The organism is Pseudomonas sp. CP-1, from assembly GCF_021213715.1.
Classification (GTDB): Bacteria; Pseudomonadota; Gammaproteobacteria; order Pseudomonadales; family Pseudomonadaceae; genus Pseudomonas; species Pseudomonas aeruginosa.
The window spans coordinates 780,148-799,253 of record NZ_JAJQKY010000001.1 but is presented as its reverse complement, the minus strand read 5'-3'; the positions used below and the strand labels follow the sequence as shown (position 1 = coordinate 799,253).

The following is a 19,106-nucleotide window of genomic DNA, read 5'->3' as shown; positions in this document are numbered from 1 at the left end:
GCTGCGGAATGGAAGCGTCGACGACGCTGCGACCGCCGGTCCGACCGGCGGCACGACAACAAGAAATTCGGAGCCTGTCATGAGTACCGATCCACGCGCCTTTCTCACCGAGCTGTTCAATACCGCGGTGGCAGCCGGCCATCCCTACCAGGTGCTGGCCGACCACCTGCCGGAAGATCGCAGCGGGCGCGCCATCGTCATCGGTGCCGGCAAGGCCGCCGGAGCCATGGCCGAAGTGGTGGAGAAGCACTGGCAGGGCGAGATCCAGGGCCTGGTAGTGGCGCCTTACCGCTACGGCGCGCAATGCAGTCGCATCGAGGTGGTGGAAGCCTCCCATCCGGTGCCCGACGACGCCGGCGAGCGCGTCGCCCGTCGCGTGCTGGAACTGATCAGCGGCCTGAACGAGAGCGACCGGGTGATCTTCCTTCTCTCCGGCGGCGGCTCCGCACTGCTTTCGCTGCCTGCCGAAGGCATTGGCCTGGCGGACAAGCAGGCGGTGAACAAGGCGCTGCTCAAGTCCGGCGCCGCCATCGGCGAGATGAACTGCGTGCGCAAGCACCTCTCGGCGATCAAGGGCGGTCGCCTGGCCAAGGCCTGCTGGCCGGCCAGCGTCTATACCTACGCGATTTCCGACGTTCCCGGCGACGAGGCCACGGTGATCGCCTCCGGCCCCAGCGTCGGCGACCCGACCACCTCCGCTGACGCCCTGGCGGTCCTCAGGCGCTACGCCATCGACGTGCCGCAGAACGTCCTCGACTGGCTCGCCGACCCACGTTCGGAAACCGTCAAGCCCGACGACCTGTACCTGGCGCGCAGCCACTTCCAGTTGATCGCCACGCCACAGAACGCCCTCGACGCAGCAGCGGTGAAGTGCCGCGCGGCCGGCTTCTCGACGCTGATCCTCGGCGACCTGGAGGGCGAAGCGCGGGAAGTCGCCAAGGTCCACGCCGGCATCGCCCGGCAGATCCGCAAGCACGGCCAGCCGCTGGCGGCGCCCTGCGTGATCCTCTCCGGCGGCGAGACCACCGTCACCGTGCGCGGCAACGGTCGCGGCGGACGCAACGCCGAGTTCCTCCTCAGCCTCACCGCCGAGCTAAAGGGCGAACCGAACATCTGGGCCCTGGCCGGCGACACCGACGGCATCGACGGCTCGGAAGACAACGCCGGCGCGCTGATGACGCCCTGCTCCCATGCGCGCGGCGAAAAGGCCGGTCTGAAGATCCGCGACGAGCTCGACGACAACAACGGCTACGGCTATTTCCAGACCCTCGGCGACCTGCTGGTGACCGGACCGACCCGCACCAACGTGAACGACTTCCGCGCCATTCTCATCCTCGAGTCCTGACATGACAGCCGACAAGAAAGCCAAGATCCTCGCCACCCTCGGCCCGGCCACCCGCAGCCGCGACGATATCCGTGCCCTGGTGGAGGCCGGCGCCAACCTGTTCCGCCTGAACTTCAGCCACGGCGACTACGCCGATCACGCGCAGCGCTTCGCCTGGGTGCGCGAGGTGGAAGCGGAACTGAACTACCCGATCGGCGTGCTCATGGACCTGCAGGGTCCGAAGCTGCGGGTCGGCCGCTTCGCCGCCGGTGCCGTGCAATTGCAGCGTGGGCAGACCTTCACCCTCGACCTCAGCGACGTCCCCGGCGACGAGCGGCGGGTCAACCTGCCGCATCCGGAGATCATCCATGCCCTGGAGCCGGGCATGAGCCTGCTGCTGGACGACGGCAAGATCCGCCTGGAAGTGGTCAACTGCCACAGCGACGCCATCGAGACCCGCGTGGCGGTGGGTGGCGAGCTGTCCGATCGCAAGGGCGTCAACGTGCCGGAAGCGGTGCTGCAACTCAGCCCGCTGACCGACAAGGACCGCCGCGACCTGGCCTTCGGCCTGGAACTGGGGGTCGACTGGGTGGCGCTGTCCTTCGTGCAACGCCCGGAGGACATCGACGAGGCCCGTGGGCTGATCGGCGACAAGGCCTTCCTCATGGCCAAGATCGAGAAGCCCAGCGCGGTGAGCGCCATCGAGGCGATCGCCGAGCGCGCCGACGCGATCATGGTGGCGCGCGGCGACCTCGGCGTAGAGGTGCCGGCGGAGAGCGTGCCGGGCATCCAGAAACGCATCGTCCAGGTCTGCCGCCAGCTCGGCAAGCCGGTGGTGGTGGCTACCCAGATGCTCGAGTCGATGCGCTTCTCCCCCGCCCCGACCCGCGCCGAGGTGACCGACGTAGCCACCGCGGTGGGCGCCGGCGCCGACGCGGTGATGCTCTCGGCGGAAACCGCTTCCGGACAATACCCTCGCGAGGCGGTAGAGATGATGGCGAAGATCGTCCGCCAGGTGGAGGCCGAGCCGGACTACCACGTCCAGCTCGAGGTCAACCGTCCGCAGCCCGACGCTACCGTCTCCGATGCGATCAGCTGCGCGATCCGCCGGGTCAGCCGGATCCTCCCGGTGGCGGTGCTGGTGAACTACACCGAGTCGGGCAACTCGACCCTGCGCGCCGCCCGCGAGCGGCCCAAGGCGCCAATCCTCAGCCTGACCCCGAACCTGCGCACCGCGCGGCGACTGACCGTGGCCTGGGGCGTGTATTCGGTGGTCAACGAGCAACTGGCGCACGTCGACGAGATCTGCTCGACCGCCCTCGACATCGCCCTGGCCCAGCGCATGGCGCGCCGCGGCGACACCGTGGTGGTCACCGCCGGCGTACCGTTCGGTCGCCCCGGCTCGACCAACATGCTGCGCATCGAGACCGTGGCGCCGCCGCTGGGAGATCTCTGAAGCAACGAGTTCGGTCCGGCTCGCGCCGTCCCCCCGGGCATGCGGGTCGGGCCACCCTTGTCTCTCTCGGATGGATGGGGCCGGAAATACGGGGCCGCGTCTCCATCCATCCGGGAAAGACCTTCTTGTCGGACCATGGCCTCCCTCGCGCACTCCCATGCAGGCCATGGACATTCAAGGCCTCCGGTTCAACTCCTGCCGGAGGTCTTTTTTTCTTCTTGGAACGCCCTGCATGCATGACCCTCGCCTGGCCTTCTCGTCCGGGGTGCGTCGCCTCCGCGCCAGACCCTACAATGACCGCCCCCGCCCCTCGCGCAGGCCTGGCATCTCCGTGCCTGCCGAGCGGCCCTTGCCGCACTGACCGCCATGCCCCTGCAACCTCTCCTCAATGCATCCCGAATCCTCCTGCGCGGCATCAGCCAGGTGTTCCTCCAGGGCGACCCACGCCTGGGCCTGGCCTGTCTGCTGGCGATCGCCGTCGGCGCACCGCCGCTGCTCGCCGGCGCCCTCCTTGGCGGCGCCCTCGGCCCGTTGCTGGCGCGCCTGTTGCGTTGCGCCGACAGCGACATCGAGGCCGGGCTGTACGGTTACAACGCCGTGCTGATCGGCATGCTGCTGGCATTCCGCTTCGCCTGGTCGCCGGGACTGGTGTCGCTGGTAGCGCTCGGCTGCCTGGCCAGCGTGGCGTTGCAGCGCCTGTTCCTGCATGGGCTGCGCCGACGCCGCTGGCTACCGCCCTATACCCTGGGCTTCGTCCTCAACGGCTGGTGGCTGGTGCCCCTCGGCGCCTGGCTAGGCCTGGCCCCGGCGGCCCATGGCGGCTGCTTCAGCTGCGCCTGGAGCGGCACGGCGGAGCTGGCGGCGCTAACGCTGGGGATCGGCGAGATCATCTTCCTCGGTGAACCGCTGGCAGGGCTGCTGGTCTGGCTCGGCCTGCTGCTGGTCTCGCGTCCCTCGGCCGCCTGGGCCCTCGCCGGCGCCGCGGCCAGCCTGCCGCTGGCCTGGCTGCTGGGCTACGACTGGGCGAGCGCGCTCGCCGGGCTCTACGGCCTGAACGCCGCTCTTGCCGGGCTGGCCCTGGCCTTGCGCTACCGCAGCGTCTGGCCGCCACTGCTCGGCATGGGCCTGGCGGTGGCGCTGCAACCGCTGTTCGGCCTGCTCGGCCTGCCGGCGCTGACCGCACCGTTCATCCTCGCCTGCCTGCTCTGCATTGGCGGCGAGCGCCTTTACCTGCGCCTGGCCGGCAGCCTCGGCGCGCGACTCGGCCGGCGGCGCTCCTGAGCGGGGAACGCTGGCGCCGGCGGGCTAGTCTGGTAAGGTGCCGCATCCATCATCAGGAGCCACGATGAGCGCACCCGACAGCTGGCGCGAACGCCTCTACATCGTCATCTTCCAGACCGACACCCGCGACGGCCGGCGCTTCGACAGCGCGCTGCTGCTGGTGATCCTGGCCAGCCTGCTGGTAGTGATGATCGACAGCATCGACGAGATCCACCAGGACTACGGCGACCTGCTGGCCTACATCGAATGGGGCTTCACCGGCATCTTCCTGGTGGAATACCTGCTGCGCCTGTACTGCTCGCCCAAGCCGCTGCGCTATGCCTTCAGCTTCTACGGCCTGGTCGACCTGCTGGCGATCCTCCCCGGCTTCCTCGCCCTGCTCTACCCCGACGCCCAGTACCTGCTGATCGTCCGGGTGATACGCATGCTGCGGATCTTCCGCGTGCTCAAGCTGCGCCAGTACCTGAGCCAGGCCAATTTCCTGCTCACCGCCCTGCGCGGCAGCAAGCAGAAGATCATCGTGTTCTTCCTCACCGTGATGACCCTGGTCACCGTGTTCGGCGCGCTGATGTACGTGGTCGAAGGCCCGGAGCACGGTTTCACCAGCATCCCCCGCGGCATCTACTGGGCGATCGTCACCCTGACCACGGTCGGCTTCGGCGACATCACCCCGAAGACCCCGCTCGGCCAGGCCATCGCCAGCCTGGTGATGCTCACCGGCTACTCGATCATCGCGGTGCCCACCGGGATCTTCACCGCCGAACTCGCCACCGCGATGCGCCAGGACCCGGCCAACCTGTTGCAGCGGGATTGCCCGGTGTGCCGCAAGGCGACCCACGAAGTGCAGGCGGCATTCTGCTGCCGCTGCGGCAACCCGTTGTTCCCTCGCGAGGAAGGCAGCCATGGGAAGTCTTGACCGGCAGCGCTGGGACGCCCTCTGGCAGCGACTCGGCGGCAACCCGCCGGCGGATGCCTTCGACGCGCTGCTGGCGGCCTATGGCGGGGCCGACCGGCACTACCACAGCGATCGCCACATCCTCGCCTGCCTGGAGCACTTCGACCGCTGGCGCCAACTGGCGCGGCGGCCGGACCTGGTGGAGCTGGCGTTGTGGACCCACGACCTGGTCTACGACACCCAGCGCCAGGACAACGAGGCCGCCAGCGCCGCCAGCACCGAGCGCTGGCTCGACCAGGCCGGGCTGGCGGCGCTGCGGCCGGCCCTGCGCGAACTGATCATGGCCACCTGTCACCAGGCGCCGCCGGGAGACGCCGACGCAGCCCTGGTGGTGGATCTCGACCTCGCCATCCTCGCCGCGCCGGCGCCGGTCTACGCACGCTACGAGGCGGACGTCCGCGCCGAATACGCCTGGGTGCCGGAACCGCTGTTCCGCGCCGGGCGCGGCAAGTTGCTGCGCCAGTTGCTGGAGCAACCGGCGCTGTACCACTGCGAACCGCTGCGGCAGCGCTGGGAGGCCGCCGCCCGCGCCAACCTGCGCGGTGCCCTGGAGCGCCTGGAACAGCCGGCCTGAGCCGCACGGGAAAATTTCTTCGCGCCGCTTAACCCGTCTTTCACCGCGCTTGCGTCTCAGGCAGCAGGAAGGGACCGCACGCACGGGTTCCTCGCCCCTCCATCCGCCCAAGGAAGAGATATCGTGAATCGACTCGCCGCCTCTCCGCTCCTGTTCGCCGGCCTGTTCGCCAGCGCTCCGTTGCTGGCCGCGCCACAAGCGGTCGACAGCCGCATCAGCGCGGTCACCGTCTACGCCGACCGTGCCGTGGTCACCCGCACCGCCCGCCTGCAATTGCCCAAGGGCCAGCATGAGATCGCCCTGGAGCAACTGCCCTTCCAGCTCGACGACGCCAGCCTGCGCGCGTCCCTCGGCGCCAGCGCCGCCGCCACCCTGCTCGACGTCAGCAGCGCCGCGCAACGGGTCGAGCGTCCGGACGACAATCGTGTGCAGCAGCTCGACCAGCAACTGCGCGAGATAGACCGGCAACTGCGGGAAATCCATGACCGCGGCAGCGTGCTCGAAGCGCAGAAGAAGTTCCTCGCCGACATCCAGAGCGGCAGCACCCAGCCCGGCAAGGATCGCCCCATGCCCGGCATCGACGAGCTGAAGAGCCTGCTGCAACTGACCGAAGGCAACCTCGAACGCCTGCTCGCCGAGCAGCGCCAGCTGGACGACCGCGCCGCCGAACTGGAACAGCGCAAGCAGCAGTTGCAGGAGCAGCGCGGCACCCTCAACGGCGACGGCAAGCGCTTCAAGCGCGCGGTCCTGCGGGTCGCCCTGGAGCAACCGGCACAGGTCGAGGTGAAGCTCGACTACACCCTGCGCGACGCCTCCTGGCAGCCGACCTACGACGCGCGCCTGCGCGACGGCGCGAAGACCATCGAACTGACCTACCAGGGCCTGGTCCGGCAGAGCAGCGGCGAAGACTGGACCGACATCGACCTAACCCTCTCCACCGCCCGTCCGGCCCTGGGCGGCAACGTACCGCGGCTGAATCCCTGGATCGTCGACATCGACGCGCCCAACGCCTACTACGGTGCCGAGATGGCCATGCAGGACGCTCCGGCGCCCATGCCGCAAGCCGCGCCCATCGCCAGGACCTCGGCGAAGATGGCCATGCCGGCCTCGGCGCCGAAGCTGGCCGAGGCGCGGCTCGCCACCGCGGAGGTCAGCAGCGGAGCCGCCAGCGCCTCTTTCCACATCCCCGTGCCGGCGACCCTGAACAGCGACGGCAGCGCGCAGAAGGTCACCATCGCCCGCCTGGAAATGCCGGCCAAGCTGCGCTACCTGGCGGCCCCGGCCCTGCGCGAAACCGCCTACCTGGAGGCGGAAACCCGCAACGACAGCGACTACCCGCTGCTCCCCGGCACCCTGAATACCTTTCTCGGCAACAGCTTCGTCGCCAGCGGCCATCTGCGCGGGGTGATGCCCGGGGAAAGCTTCGAACTGGCACTGGGCGCCGACGAGGGCATCGGCATCGAACGCAAGCTGGTCAAGCGCTACACCGACAGCAGCGGCCTGATCGGCAACCGCACGCGGGTCAACTACGAATTCCGCATCGACGTGCGCAACAACCACAAGAACGCCGAACGCGTGCAGTTCGAGGACCAGTTGCCGGTCTCGCGCAACGAGCAGATCCAGGTCACCTTGCTGGAACCCAAGGCGCAGGAAATCAAGCGCGAGGACGACGGCAAGCTGAAGTGGGACTGGACCCTGCAACCCGGCGAGAAACGCAGCGCCGCCCTGAAGTTCAGCGTGGAGTATCCCAAGGACCTGGCGGTCAGCGGCCTCGACTAGCGCTGGCCAAAGCGCCGGCCGCGGCATAGGCTCGAGCGGGTAATAAGCAAAGCAGTTTTTGATATTTACCCTGCATATAACCCGACGTTATAGTCGAGCCACTACAACATGCCCAAAGGAACTGCCCTGTGAAACGACTGTTCAGCGCCTCCCTGCTGGCCGCCGGCCTGGCGCTCGGCGGCGCCGCTCACGCCGCCCAGCCCCTGCTCAACGTCTCCTACGACGTGATGCGCGACTTCTACAAGGAATACAACCCGGCCTTCCAGAAATACTGGAAAGCGGAGAAAGGCGAGAACATCACCATCCAGATGTCCCATGGCGGTTCCAGCAAGCAGGCGCGCTCGGTGATCGACGGTCTGCCCGCCGACGTCATCACCATGAACCAGGCCACCGACATCGACGCCCTCGCCGACAACGGCGGCCTGGTGCCGAAGGACTGGGCGACCCGCCTGCCGAACAACAGCGCGCCGTTCACCTCGGCCACCGTGTTCATCGTTCGCAAGGGCAACCCCAAGGCCCTGAAGGACTGGCCGGACCTGCTCAAGGACGGCGTCCAGGTAGTGGTGCCGAACCCCAAGACCTCCGGCAACGGCCGCTATACCTATCTCTCCGCCTGGGGCTACGTGCTGAAGAACGGCGGTGACGAGAACAAGGCCAAGGAGTTCGTCGGCAAACTGTTCAAGCAGGTACCGGTGCTCGACACCGGCGGCCGCGCCGCCACCACTACCTTCATGCAGAACCAGATCGGCGACGTACTGGTGACCTTCGAGAACGAAGCCGAGATGATCGCCCGCGAATTCGGCCGAGGCGGCTTCGAGGTGGTCTACCCGAGCGTGTCCGCCGAGGCCGAGCCTCCGGTGGCGGTGGTCGACAAGGTGGTCGAGAAGAAAGGCAGCCGCGCCCAGGCCGAGGCCTACCTGAAGTACCTGTGGTCGGACGAGGGCCAGACCATCGCCGCCAACAACTACCTGCGCCCGCGCAACCCGGAGATCCTCGCCAAGTTCGCCGACCGCTTCCCGAAAGTCGACTTCTTCTCGGTGGAGAAGACCTTCGGCGACTGGCGCAGCGTGCAGAAGACCCACTTCATCGACGGCGGCGTATTCGACCAGATCTACAGCCCCAACTGATCCCTCGCCGCTCGACGAAAAAGCCGGAAGCGCTCGCGCTTCCGGCTTTTTCATTCGGCTTGCAGTTCAGCCACTGCCGCCTCAGCGAAACTCGTGCTCCACCTCGGACCAGAGGCTCACCCGCTGTCCGCCGGCCTCGAAGAACTCCATCTCGCGGCGGATGCCGGCGCTGTCTCGCCAGCCCGGCAGGTCGAGGACGATCAGCTCTTCCAGGTGATCCATGTAGAAGGCGTCCACCGGCGCCCACAACCTGCCGATCGCCGCGCGGTCGAGATCGGCCAGGCACAGGTTGATCGGGTGGGACATGGAGACTTGGCTGAATACCACGTGGCCGGCGCGGACGATGGTCGCCGCGACCTCGTTGCAGGCACGGAAGCGCTGCTCGACCACCTCGGCGTCGGCATGGCTGTAGGGACAGGCTAGGAATATCTTGCGCATGGTTACCTCGTTGCGGAAAGCGACGCCGCGATGGCTCGCGGCGCTCGTCGGGGGATGTTTCAGGCTGCGTGCAGGGCGCTTTTTTCCGCCTCGTCATGCTCCTGCTCCTGCCGGGCATAGCGCTCGGCGGCAGGCACCGAGATGCGGATGGCGATGAATACCGCCAGCAGGCCGCCGAACAATTTGCCGAGCAGGATCGGCAGGATCAGCGTCGGCTGGAAGTTGGCGGTGAATGCCAGGTGATCGCCGATGGTGGCCTGGGCGCAGACGCCCAGGGCCACGCAAAGCACCTTGTCGCGAGCATTCATGTATTTGAACAGGTGGTAGGTGGCGATGATGTTCGCCAGTACCATGACAAAGGCGGTGGCGCCCGGCTGGGACAGCCCCAGGTAACGGCCGAGGACCGCCATCGGGCGCTTGCAGTAGCGCTGGAACAGGTAGCAGATGGGGAAAGTCCCGGCCAGCATGATGCCGATGTAGCCAGCGATCTCGATGGCGCGGAACAACTCTTTCTCGTCGGCGAACATCGGGTCGAAGCCCCAGCCGCCGAAGACCTTGGTGAAGACTCCGGTGAAGTGCTGGACGATGGAAAGCGCCAGGGCCATCTTGATGAACGCGTCCATCACCTTGCCGAATACCAGGAACCCGGTGACCATCGCCGTCGCCCGGTACTTCAGGCCGGCGGCCAGCAGGAAGCAGAAGACGAACAGTGGCGCCAGCAGCCGAAGCATGCCGAGGAAGTCCAACGACAGGTAGTGCAGGGCCGGCGAACCGGTCGATACCAGTTCGCGCACCGGGATGTGGTTGAGGGTAATCAGCAGCAACGCCGCCAGCACCGCGAACGGAATGCTGATCAGCCCGGCCATCGCACCCAGCGCGAGGTACTTGTGGTCCTTGCGCTCGAGCATGGTCAGGCCGACCGGGATCAGGTAGACGATGGTCGCACCGGAGGTGTAGCCCACCAGCATGGCGGTAATCCACATGTCGCGGTTGGCGGTCAGGGCATCGGCCAGTTGGTAGCCGCCCATGTCCACCGCGATGATCGACAGCGCGGCGATGGATACGTCGGAACCGAGGGTCTGGAAGAACGGGCCGAGGGCATGGGAAATCGCCTTCGACAGATAGGGAATGGCTACCATGATGCCGGCCTGGGCGAGGAACACCGGACCGATGGCGTGGATGCCGTTGACGAACTCGCGGCCCAGACCGCTTTCCGGGCGCAGGATGGAAGCCAGCGCGCCAAGTACCGCACCCAGCATGATCAGGTAAATCACATAGTTTCCGAACTCGGCCATCTGCGTCGTTCTCCCCTCGGCAGGCTCCCGTAGCGGGATGCGTTCTTCTGGTTGTCTGGTCGGGAGGCCGGCCATGCCGGTCGCTCCGCCCAAGCGAACACTCGCATTTCGCGTGCCACAATTTGGTTTTCGTGTTGATTTGAAGGTTCGTTTTACCTAAATTGGTCACCCATACGGTCAAGTAGGCGCCCAATCCAAGAGCGGACCTGCCTTACGGACCTGTGGTTTTTTCCGCCGGGCCTGCGCAAAGCCTCGCCCCGCCCCCTTCCGCCCAGCGCCGCCAGGCGCTACCGGGCGATTCACGGTAACAATCGCCGCACCAGGATGCGGCCCATGGGAGAACACGATGCGCCCCGAGGAACGCCGCCGCCACATTCTCGAATTGCTGCGCCAGCGCGAGCGGATCTCGGTGGACGAACTGGCGCGGACCCTTTCCACCTCCCAGGAAACCATTCGCCGCGACCTCGCCGCGCTGGCCGAACAAGGCCTGGTCAGCAAATTCCACGGAGGGGCCGCCCTGCCGCCCAGCGGCGAGCACGAGAACGCCTTCCAGACGCGAATGAACGAGCACGCCCAGGAAAAACGCGCAGTCGCCCGCTACGCCGCCGGCCTGTTCGGCCCCGGTGACAGCATCTTCATCGACACCGGCACCACCACCCTGCTGTTCGCCCGCGAACTGGCGCGCCAGAGCCATCTGACGGTGATCACCAACTCGCTGTTGATCGCCGGCAGCGTCGGCGCCTCCGGCAACCGCGCATTCATGATCGGCGGCGAGTACCGCCCGGAATCCGAACAGAACGTCGGCGCCCTGGCCATCGAGCAGATCGCCCGGTTCAACGCCGAGCATGCGGTAATTACCGTCGGCGCGCTGAACGGCGATGGCGCCATGGATTTTTCCATCGAGGAAGCCGAGATCGCCCGCGCCATGATCGCCCAGGCTCGCCAACTGACGGTTATCGCCGACTCCTCGAAGCTCGGCCGGCGCGCCCTGTTCCAGGTCTTCCCGCTGAGCCGGATCAACCGCCTGGTGGTCGACCGCAAGCCTACCGGGGAACTCTGGGAAGCCCTGCAACAGGCGCGGGTGGAAGTCCACGAAGCCCCCCTGCGCACCCCGCAGGCCTGACTCCCCTCGCGCGCAGCCCCGGAGACAGGCCGGGGCTGTGCCGGTGGCTGCCCGTCGATTAATCGATTGACTGTTTCTCTTTCAGTTGCCACATTAAAACAACAAATTTCACACAAAATTCTGTGTGTAAAATAAGTGTTACGGTCAAAAAGCAAACTGATACCAAAAGAAACAGGCAGAAACGATGACTGAGCCGCTTGCGACAAAGACCGCGATCTTCGACGTTGCAGTGATCGGCGCTGGCGTGGTGGGTTGCGCCATGGCCCGCCGCTTCGCCCTGGAAGGTGCGCGGGTGGTCCTGCTGGAAAAAAGCACCGACATCCTCTCCGGTGCCAGCAAGGGCAACAGCGCGATCCTCCATACCGGTTTCGACGCGCCGCCCGGCAGCATCGAACTGGCCTGCATGCAGGAGGGCTATCGCGAATACCGCGACATCCATGCGCGCCTCAACCTGCCGCTGCTGGAAACCGGTGCCCTGGTGGCGGCATGGAGCGACGAGGATCTGGCGCGCCTGCCGGCCATCGTCGAGCAGGCCCACGGCAACGGTGTCGATGACGTCCGCCAGATCGGTCGCGACGAGGTCCTGGCGCTGGAGCCGCAGTTGGCCGGCAACGTGCTCGGCGCGGTGCGGGTCCCCGGTGAGCATCTGGTCGACCCCTGGTCCGCGCCGCTCGCCTATCTGCAACAGGCGCTGGCCCATGGCGCCGAGGCCTGTTTCGACGTCGAAGTGCTGGACGGCGCCTTCGACGGCGGCGAATGGCTGTTGCATACCCGCCGCGGCGATCTGCGCGCGCGCCAGGTAATCAACTGCGCCGGACTCTTCGGCGACCAACTGGAACAGCGCCTGCTCGGCGCGGCGAGCTTCGCCATCCATCCGCGCAAGGGCCAGTTCGTGGTCTTCGACAAGGCCGCCGCGGCGCTGCTGCGGCACATCCTGCTACCGGTGCCCAACGAGCGGACCAAGGGCGTGGTATTCACCCGTACTGTCTTCGGCAACCTGCTCGCCGGCCCCACCGCCGAGGAACAGGACGACCGCGAACAGGCACGGGTCGACAGCGACACCCTGCAGCGACTGATCGACGCCGCCGTCGAGCGGATCCCCGGCCTGCGCGGCATGCCGGTCACCGCCACCTACGCAGGATTGCGACCGGCCAGCGAAAAGAAGGAATACCGCATCCGCCAGGTCGACGGACGCAACTGGATCAGTGTCGGCGGCATCCGTTCCACCGGTCTCACCGCGGCGCTGGGCATCGCACGCCACGTCTATCGTCTCTACCAGGGTGGGCGCTTCCACGAAGCGGTTCGCGAGCCGCTCTGGCCGCAGGTACCGAACCTCGCCGAACACCTGCCGCGCGACTGGCAGCGTCCCGGCTACGATGAGATCGTCTGCCACTGCGAGATGGTCACCCGCCGGGAAATCCTCGCCGCCCTGGAAGGCCCGCTGCCAGCCGGCGACTTCGGCGGCCTGAAGCGTCGCACCCGCGCCTGCATGGGACGCTGCCAGGGTTTCTACTGCAACGCGCGGGTCGCCGAGCTGAGCGCCGGCCGCCTCGCCCAGCCCCTCGCCACCGGGAGTTGCCATGAGCATCACTGAACAGGTCGACGTCGCCATCGTCGGCAGCGGTCCCGCCGGATTGGCGGCCGCCATCGAACTACGCCGCCAGGGCGTCGCCCGGGTCTGCGTGCTGGAGCGCGACGGCGAGGCCGGCGGTATACCCCGGCATTGCGCGCATCCGCCGTTCGGCCTGCGCGAGCACGGCCGCCTGTTGACTGGCCCGGCCTACGCGCTGCGTAACGTCGAACAGGCTGAACGGGCCGGGGTGGATATCCGCCTGCGCCATAGCGTGGTCGCTCTCGCCGCCGCCGGTCTGCTGCAACTGGCCACCCCCGAAGGCCCGCGCAGTCTGCGCGCGACACGCGTGCTGCTGGCCACCGGCGCACGCGAGACGCCGCGCTCGGCGCGCCTGCTGGGCGGCGACCGGCCACTGGGCGTGATCAATACCGGCGCGCTGCAAGCCTATCTCTATCTGCAAGGCCTGAAGCCGTTCGAACGGCCGCTGATCGTCGGCACCGAGCTGGTCAGCCTGTCCGCCGTGATGAGTTGCCGGCGTGCCGGCATCCGCCCGGTGGCCATGCTCGAACGCAACGCACGGGCCACCGCGCGTTGGCCGCTATCGTTGTTTCCCAGGCTGTGCGGAGTGCCGATGCACTTCTCCAGCGAGCTGCTGGAGATCGAAGGCCGCGGCCGGGTCGAGGCGGCGCGGGTACGCCTGGGCGACGGGCGGGTCGAACGGATCGCCTGCGACGGCATCCTCCTCAGCGGACGCTTCGTTCCCGAATCGAGCCTGGTCCGCCTCAGCCACCTGGAACTGGACCCGGCCAGCGGCGGCCCGCGCATCGATCAGTTCGGCCGCTGCTCCGACCCCGCCTATTTCGCCGCCGGCAACCTGCTCCGGCCGATCGAGACCGCCGGCTGGTCGTTCCGCGAGGGACGAAGGATAGCCGGCCTGCTGGCCGCCGACCTGCGGGCCGAACTGCCGGTCGCCGCGCCCGGTATCGCCATCGATTGCAGCGGTCCGCTCAAGCTGTGCGTGCCGCAGCGGCTGCTGGCCGACCCGACACCCGGCCTGGCGCATCTGCAGCTACGCGTAAGCGAGGCCGCCAGCGGCCGCCTGCGGATACTGGCCGATGGTCGCCCGGTGTGGGAGCGCGCCCTGTCCTGCCTGCCGGAGCGCCGCCTGCTGGTGCCGCTGGCCGCCCTGCGCCTACCGCCGGACACCCGGCGCCTGGAAGTCGCCTTCCTCACCTCCGGCCACTGAACCCGCGAAGAGAACCGACCATGCGAATCGCCGCCCTCGACCAGGGAACCACCAGTACCCGCGTGCTGGTCGCCAGCCAGGACGGCAGCGCCGATATTCAGTTGGCGCTGCGTCACCAGCAACATCATCCGCAGTCCGGCTGGGTCGAGCACGATCCGCTGGAACTGCTGGCCAACCTGCAACGCTGCCTGGAGGCCAGTGGCCGGGTCGACGCCATCGGCCTCGCCAACCAGGGCGAAAGCTGCATGGCCTGGGACGCCCGCAGCGGCGAGCCGTTGTCGCCGCTGATCGTCTGGCAGGACAACCGCACCACCCCGCACATCGAGCGTCTACGCGCCAGCGGCGCCGAGGCGCTGGTCGTGGAACGCAGCGGCCTGCCGCTCGACGCCTATTTCTCGGCCAGCAAGCTGGGCTGGATCGTCGAGCATCTCCCTGCCGCTCGCCGGGCTCTCGAGGCTGGCCGCCTGCGCCTGGGAACCAGCGACGCCTGGTTTCTCGACCGCTTGTGCGGAACCTTCGCCACCGACGTCACCACCGCCTCGCGCACCGCATTGATGAACCTCGCCGAGGGCCGCTGGGACCCCGAACTGTGCGCCCTGTTCGGCGTGCCGATCGAGTGCCTGCCGGAAATCCGCGATACCGTCGGCCATTTCGGGGTGATCGGCAACACCCCGCTGACGGCCTCGGTGGTTGACCAGCAGGCCTCGCTCTACGGTCACGGCTGCCGCCAGCCCGGTGATGCGAAGATCACCTTCGGCACCGGCGCCTTCGCCCTGACCCTTAGCGGCGAGCGGATCATCCGCTCGCCGGAGACAGGCCTGCTCGCCACCATCGCCTGGCAGATCGATGGCAAGCCGGTGTACGCCATGGACGGCGGGGTCTACGATGCCAGCGCCGCAGTCGAGTGGGCCGGGCGTCTTGGCCTGTTCAGCGACTTCTCGGAACTGGCCGGCTTCGACCGGCCGCCGGCCATCGACCGCGGCCTGGCCTTCGTCCCGGCCTTGTCGGGACTCGCATGCCCGCACTGGGACCGCAGCGCCGGCGCGATGTGGCTGGGAATGGACGCCGGCACCCGCCGCGAGGACCTCTGCCAGGCCCTGCTCGAAGGCGTGGTGCTGCGCAGCGCCGAGGTGATCCAGGCGATGGACGGCTACCTGAAGGTCACCGACCGCCTGTCCATCGACGGCGGCCTGGCGCGCAGCCCCTACTTCGCCCAGTTCCTCGCCGACAGCCTGCAACGGCGCATCGTCACCCAGCGCTTCGACGAACTCACCGCCTTCGGTTGCGCCGCCCTTGCCGCGCGGGGCCTCGGCTACGAGCTGGCGGAGCCGCGCAACACCCGCACGGAGTTCCAGCCGCGGGTCGACGCCGGCACCGCCCGGCGCTGGCAGGTGCGTTTCAGCGAAGCGGTGGCGCGCGCCCGCGGCTGGCGCTGAGCCGCTTTCAGCGTCCCGGCCAGCCGGTCTCGCGCAGCGCCGCCAGGAGCGTCTCCCCCTTCAGCGCGGGCACCAGCCGGCCGTCCTCGGTGCGCATGTCCTCGCCGGCCAGCAGCACGTTGACGATGGCTTCTTCCACCGCCTCCGCCGCCGCGGCGAACAACGGCGAGATGTGGTCGTTGTTGAGCATCCGCAGCGGCGTGCTCTGCGGCAGGTCCTTGCGCGCATAGTCGGCTGGCGGCAGGTCCTGGTTGCCGGTGGCGAAGGCGAGGAACACGTCGCCGCTGGAGTCCTCGGTGCCACCGCCGGTGCGAGCGATGCCGATCGAGGCGCGCTGCGCCAGGCGCTGGCACTGGTGCGGCAGCAGCGGCGCGTCGGTGGCCAGGATCACCACGATGGAGCCCATGCCCGGGGTGCCTTCCTCGCTGAACGGCGAGGGGATGTCGCCCAGCCGGCGGCCGACCGGATAGCCATCGACCCGCAGCTCGCGACGCTGGCCGTGGTTGGCCTGGACCAGCGCGCCCACCGTCCAGCCGCCCTGCTCCGCCGGCAGCCGCCGCGATGCGCTACCGATGCCACCCTTGAACTCGTGGCAGATCATCCCGGTGCCGCCGCCCACCGAACCTTCGCGGACCGGTCCGGACTCGGCGCAGGCCAGCGCCTCGCCGACCTGGCGGGCGCCGACGTGCTGGCCCCAGATATCGTTGAGCAGGCCGTCGAAGGTCTCCATCACCACCGGCATGCACCAGTACAGCCCGCTGTCGCCGAGTTCGGCGCGCTCCTCGGCGATCAGCGCGTCGCGCACCGCGCCGACGCTGTGGGTATTGGTGATGGCGATCGGGGTGGTCAGCAGGCCGGCTTCGCGGATCCACTCCAGGCCCGTGGCGTCGCCGTTGCCGTTGAGCACATGGCAGCCGGCGAAGCAGGGTTGCAGGCGCGCCGCACCGGCGCGCGGCTGGACCAGGGTGACGCCGGTGCGAACCTGCCTGCCGTCGATCCGCTGGTTCAGGGTGCTGTGTCCGACGCGCACGCCGGGAACGTCGGTGATCGCGTTGAACGGGCCGGGAGTGCCCAGGCCGAGGGTGATGCCAAGTTGTCGAGCGCGCATGCGGACTCCTGTTTCAAAGCTTCTGGAACGCCGGACTGAGCTTGCCGTAGGTGCAGTAGAGAATCACCGACACCGCCAGCAGTCCGACAATGATCATCACGTCCCTGGCCGAGGCCGCCAGGAACAGGTTGAGCAGCAGGTATCCCGCCCCGCTCACCGCCAGCAGCGCTGGCAGCGGCCACAGCGGCATCCGGTAGGGATGCTCGCGGTCGCGCCGCAGCACCCGGCTGAACAGCGCGCAGAGGGCGACGATCAGGTAGACCATGACGATCAGCAACACGGTGAACGAGGTCAGTTCGGCCAGGTTGGAGCTGAAGCTCAGCGCCGCCGAGGGAATGGCGAGGAACAGCGTGGCCAGCCAGGGCGATTCCCAGCGCGGATGGATACGGGTGAAGGCACGGTTCAACGCCGGCATCCAGAGCGCGTCGCGACCGCTGCTGAAGATCACCCGGGCGCTCTGGATGACGATGGCGACGATGGCGTTGAACACCGAGAGGAAGATTCCCGCGCTGACCAGGCGCGACAGCGTCTCGTTGCCATGGCTGTTCAACAGATAGCCGATCGGATCGGGGCTGGCGAGCATCGCCGGAAGCGACGGCGCGCCGATCAGCAGCGCGGCGAGCGGGACGATCTCGATCAGCACCACCAGCGCCAGCGACCAGAGCACCGCGCGATGCACGCTGTGGCCGCCGTCCTTCATGTCCTCGGCGAGCAGCACCGCGCCGCCGAAACCGTTGTAGGAGAACAGCGCGGTACCGACCGCTCCGATCACCAATGCCCAGGGTGCGATCGCCAGCAGCCCGCCGTCGCCGACTACCTGCGGCTGCAGCAGGACGCTCGCCGGTTGCTGTGCATGGCCGAAACCGAGGCCGACGATCACCAGCAGCGCCGCCACTTCCAGCAGCAGGCAGGTACCCGTGACCCAGGCGTTGACGCGGATGTTGAGGATGCCCAGCAGGTAGCTGAAGGCAACGATCGCCAGGGCCACGGTCTGCGCATCGAAGTGGGCGCCGAGGGCAGCGTTCAGGTAAGTCGCCGCGCCGGTGGCGAGCACCGGCGGGATGAACAGCAGCATCGCCAGCACCGTGAGGAAGGTGGCGTAGCCGGCCAAGCCGCCGAACACCCGCTTGGCGTAGACATACTCGCCGCCGGCGGTGCTGTGCGCCCTGCCCAGCTCGGCATAGCACCAGGCGAACATCAGCGCCAGCACCCCGGCCAGGGCGAAGGCCCAGAAAGCGCCGGTGCCGGCCTGCTGGATGGCGAAAGGGGCGATGACGAAGACGGAACTGGCGGGAGTGACCGCGGAAACGGTGATGGCGACCACGTCGAACACGCCCAGGGTGGGTTTCAGCGCACTTTCGGGCGCGGGGGAAGAGCTCATGTCGTTGTCCTCTGATTGTTATTGAAGTTGAGGCAGTAACGGAGACTCGCGGCGGCCCCTTGCCGGGGCGCTGGTTATGCGCCGACTCTAGGAGCGCGGAACCGGCGGGCCAATCACCCTTTGGGGTTACGCCCCTTGACGCGGCGGGTGGAAAAGCCGCAAACCGGAGCCTGCGAAAACCCACCGTGGAGCGAATACGGATGCACACCCTGTTCCGGGACATCGGCATGCACGCCAGCCTGGGCCGCGCCATCGAACAGATCGGCGGCAACCGCTTCTGGAAGCAATTGATCCTGCTGCTGCGCCAGCACCTGCCGTTCGACAACGCCCTGGCGATCTTCTACCCCGCCAACGGCGTGCCGGTGGCCCTGGAGGAATACGACGCCGAACCGCACGCCGGGCCGGCCTCGATGCTCGCCTACCTGAACGGGCTGTACCTGCTCGACCCCTTCTACCAGGCTTGCCGGGAAGGCCTGGCCAGCGGCCTGTACCGCCTCGAGGAGATCGCCCCGGACCATTTCCGGCAGAGCGAGTACTACCTCAGCTACTTCCACGACAACGTTCTGGAGGACGAGGTGCAGTTCATCCTACAGGTGCCCGGCCAGGGCGCGCTGTCGCTGTCGTTGGGCATGCAGAGGATGTTCGCCGACGAGGAATGCGGGATGCTCTGCTTGCTCTCGAGCTGGGTCCTGGCGCTGATGCAGCAGCACTGGCAGCAGCGCAGCCAGCGCCTGTTGCCGGCCGCACCGCAGGAAGAGATGGCCACGCAGATACGCGACGCCCTCAGCCACTTCGGCGCCAGCGTGCTATCGGAACGGGAACTGGAGATCGCCCGCCTGATCCTTCGCGGCTACTCGTCGAAGGCCATGGCCGAGCGCCTGGCGATCTCGCCGGAGACGATCAAGGTCCATCGGCGCCACCTGTACGCCAAGCTGGACATTTCCTCGCAACCGGAACTGTTCTCGCTGTTCATCCAGTCGCTCGGGCACGACCCGGAGAACCCCTAGGGG

16 protein-coding genes are annotated in these 19,106 nt (G+C 67.9%); 12 read left to right on the top strand and 4 right to left on the bottom strand.

The genetic code is table 11. The features are described from left to right. Positions 1 to 79: 79 nt before the first annotated feature. From LT948_RS03805 to LT948_RS03775, 7 genes are all read left to right on the top strand, one after another. Positions 80 to 1,345 carry a glycerate kinase type-2 family protein gene (locus LT948_RS03805; protein WP_073657210.1) on the top strand — a complete coding sequence of 422 codons (1,266 nt, stop codon included), beginning with the start codon at positions 80 to 82 and terminating at the stop codon, positions 1,343 to 1,345. A 1-nt stretch (position 1,346) separates the two neighbouring features. Next, on the top strand, positions 1,347 to 2,780 hold the full coding sequence (pyk, locus tag LT948_RS03800; RefSeq protein ID WP_003110700.1) for a pyruvate kinase: 1,434 nt from the start codon (positions 1,347 to 1,349) through the stop codon (positions 2,778 to 2,780). A 366-nt stretch (positions 2,781 to 3,146) separates the two neighbouring features. Beyond that, positions 3,147 to 4,061: an urea transporter gene (locus LT948_RS03795; protein ID WP_003117787.1), complete on the top strand. Its 915-nt coding sequence runs from the start codon at positions 3,147 to 3,149 to the stop codon at positions 4,059 to 4,061. Between the two features lie 64 nt (positions 4,062 to 4,125). Continuing rightward, positions 4,126 to 4,977 carry an ion transporter gene (locus LT948_RS03790; protein ID WP_003083179.1) on the top strand — a complete coding sequence of 284 codons (852 nt, stop codon included), beginning with the start codon at positions 4,126 to 4,128 and terminating at the stop codon, positions 4,975 to 4,977. Beyond that, the gene (locus LT948_RS03785) at positions 4,964 to 5,590 is read left to right on the top strand and encodes an HD domain-containing protein (RefSeq protein ID WP_003083175.1); all 627 of its coding nucleotides are present in this window, start codon (positions 4,964 to 4,966) and stop codon (positions 5,588 to 5,590) included. Before LT948_RS03790 ends, LT948_RS03785 begins: the two co-directional genes overlap by 14 nt. A 123-nt stretch (positions 5,591 to 5,713) precedes the next feature. Then, positions 5,714 to 7,369: a mucoidy inhibitor MuiA gene (muiA, locus tag LT948_RS03780; protein WP_003087176.1), complete on the top strand. Its 1,656-nt coding sequence runs from the start codon at positions 5,714 to 5,716 to the stop codon at positions 7,367 to 7,369. 128 nt (positions 7,370 to 7,497) lie between these two features. Further along, positions 7,498 to 8,496 (top strand): sulfate ABC transporter substrate-binding protein, encoded by a 999-nt coding sequence (locus tag LT948_RS03775; RefSeq protein ID WP_003087175.1) that lies wholly within the window; start codon positions 7,498 to 7,500, stop codon positions 8,494 to 8,496. A gap of 81 nt (positions 8,497 to 8,577) precedes the next feature. Here LT948_RS03775 and LT948_RS03770 read toward each other — a convergent pair whose 3' ends face one another. Together LT948_RS03770 and eutH are read right to left on the bottom strand one after the other, a co-directional pair. Further along, positions 8,578 to 8,934: a DUF1937 family protein gene (locus LT948_RS03770; protein WP_003087170.1), complete on the bottom strand. Its 357-nt coding sequence runs from the start codon at positions 8,932 to 8,934 to the stop codon at positions 8,578 to 8,580. Between the two features lie 59 nt (positions 8,935 to 8,993). Further along, entirely contained in the window at positions 8,994 to 10,229 is a 1,236-nt protein-coding gene (gene eutH / locus LT948_RS03765; RefSeq protein WP_003087169.1) for an ethanolamine utilization protein EutH, read from the bottom strand. 346 nt (positions 10,230 to 10,575) lie between these two features. Here eutH and LT948_RS03760 point away from each other — a divergent pair, with 346 nt between their 5' ends. From LT948_RS03760 to LT948_RS03745, 4 genes are all read left to right on the top strand, one after another. Beyond that, the gene (locus tag LT948_RS03760; RefSeq protein WP_003083169.1) at positions 10,576 to 11,352 is read left to right on the top strand and encodes a DeoR/GlpR family DNA-binding transcription regulator; all 777 of its coding nucleotides are present in this window, start codon (positions 10,576 to 10,578) and stop codon (positions 11,350 to 11,352) included. A 184-nt stretch (positions 11,353 to 11,536) separates the two neighbouring features. After that, the gene (locus LT948_RS03755) at positions 11,537 to 12,946 is read left to right on the top strand and encodes an NAD(P)/FAD-dependent oxidoreductase (protein WP_022580636.1); all 1,410 of its coding nucleotides are present in this window, start codon (positions 11,537 to 11,539) and stop codon (positions 12,944 to 12,946) included. Next, the gene (locus tag LT948_RS03750) at positions 12,933 to 14,171 is read left to right on the top strand and encodes an NAD(P)/FAD-dependent oxidoreductase (RefSeq protein ID WP_003133161.1); all 1,239 of its coding nucleotides are present in this window, start codon (positions 12,933 to 12,935) and stop codon (positions 14,169 to 14,171) included. The genes LT948_RS03755 and LT948_RS03750 overlap by 14 nt, the downstream gene beginning before the upstream one ends. 20 nt (positions 14,172 to 14,191) lie before the next feature. Continuing rightward, entirely contained in the window at positions 14,192 to 15,607 is a 1,416-nt protein-coding gene (locus tag LT948_RS03745; protein WP_073657211.1) for a glycerol kinase, read from the top strand. A 7-nt stretch (positions 15,608 to 15,614) separates the two neighbouring features. Here LT948_RS03745 and LT948_RS03740 read toward each other — a convergent pair whose 3' ends face one another. Both LT948_RS03740 and LT948_RS03735 read right to left on the bottom strand, forming a co-directional pair. Beyond that, positions 15,615 to 16,715 carry a DmpA family aminopeptidase gene (locus tag LT948_RS03740; RefSeq protein ID WP_003087164.1) on the bottom strand — a complete coding sequence of 367 codons (1,101 nt, stop codon included), beginning with the start codon at positions 16,713 to 16,715 and terminating at the stop codon, positions 15,615 to 15,617. Positions 16,716 to 16,728: 13 nt separating this feature from the next. Continuing rightward, a complete protein-coding gene (locus LT948_RS03735; RefSeq protein WP_031685979.1) occupies positions 16,729 to 18,096 on the bottom strand; it encodes an APC family permease in 1,368 nt (455 codons plus the stop codon). Positions 18,097 to 18,296: 200 nt separating this feature from the next. Here LT948_RS03735 and LT948_RS03730 point away from each other — a divergent pair, with 200 nt between their 5' ends. Next, positions 18,297 to 19,103, top strand: coding sequence for a helix-turn-helix transcriptional regulator (locus LT948_RS03730; RefSeq protein WP_031685980.1), 807 nt, complete (start codon positions 18,297 to 18,299; stop codon positions 19,101 to 19,103). Positions 19,104 to 19,106 lie beyond the last annotated feature (3 nt).

What these genes read in the sequence shown, in the direction of transcription:
- LT948_RS03735 (WP_031685979.1), bottom strand. Translation starts at nt 18,096, where the DNA reads ATGAGCTCTTCCCCCGCGCCCGAAAGTGCGCTGAAACCCACCCTGGGC.
- LT948_RS03740 (WP_003087164.1), bottom strand. Translation starts at nt 16,715, where the DNA reads ATGCGCGCTCGACAACTTGGCATCACCCTCGGCCTGGGCACTCCCGGC.
- LT948_RS03785 (WP_003083175.1), top strand. Translation starts at nt 4,964, where the DNA reads ATGGGAAGTCTTGACCGGCAGCGCTGGGACGCCCTCTGGCAGCGACTC.
- LT948_RS03730 (WP_031685980.1), top strand. Translation starts at nt 18,297, where the DNA reads ATGCACACCCTGTTCCGGGACATCGGCATGCACGCCAGCCTGGGCCGC.
- LT948_RS03790 (WP_003083179.1), top strand. Translation starts at nt 4,126, where the DNA reads ATGAGCGCACCCGACAGCTGGCGCGAACGCCTCTACATCGTCATCTTC.
- LT948_RS03755 (WP_022580636.1), top strand. Translation starts at nt 11,537, where the DNA reads ATGACTGAGCCGCTTGCGACAAAGACCGCGATCTTCGACGTTGCAGTG.
- pyk (WP_003110700.1), top strand. Translation starts at nt 1,347, where the DNA reads ATGACAGCCGACAAGAAAGCCAAGATCCTCGCCACCCTCGGCCCGGCC.
- eutH (WP_003087169.1), bottom strand. Translation starts at nt 10,229, where the DNA reads ATGGCCGAGTTCGGAAACTATGTGATTTACCTGATCATGCTGGGTGCG.
- LT948_RS03795 (WP_003117787.1), top strand. Translation starts at nt 3,147, where the DNA reads ATGCCCCTGCAACCTCTCCTCAATGCATCCCGAATCCTCCTGCGCGGC.
- LT948_RS03745 (WP_073657211.1), top strand. Translation starts at nt 14,192, where the DNA reads ATGCGAATCGCCGCCCTCGACCAGGGAACCACCAGTACCCGCGTGCTG.
- LT948_RS03805 (WP_073657210.1), top strand. Translation starts at nt 80, where the DNA reads ATGAGTACCGATCCACGCGCCTTTCTCACCGAGCTGTTCAATACCGCG.
- LT948_RS03770 (WP_003087170.1), bottom strand. Translation starts at nt 8,934, where the DNA reads ATGCGCAAGATATTCCTAGCCTGTCCCTACAGCCATGCCGACGCCGAG.
- LT948_RS03750 (WP_003133161.1), top strand. Translation starts at nt 12,933, where the DNA reads ATGAGCATCACTGAACAGGTCGACGTCGCCATCGTCGGCAGCGGTCCC.
- LT948_RS03760 (WP_003083169.1), top strand. Translation starts at nt 10,576, where the DNA reads ATGCGCCCCGAGGAACGCCGCCGCCACATTCTCGAATTGCTGCGCCAG.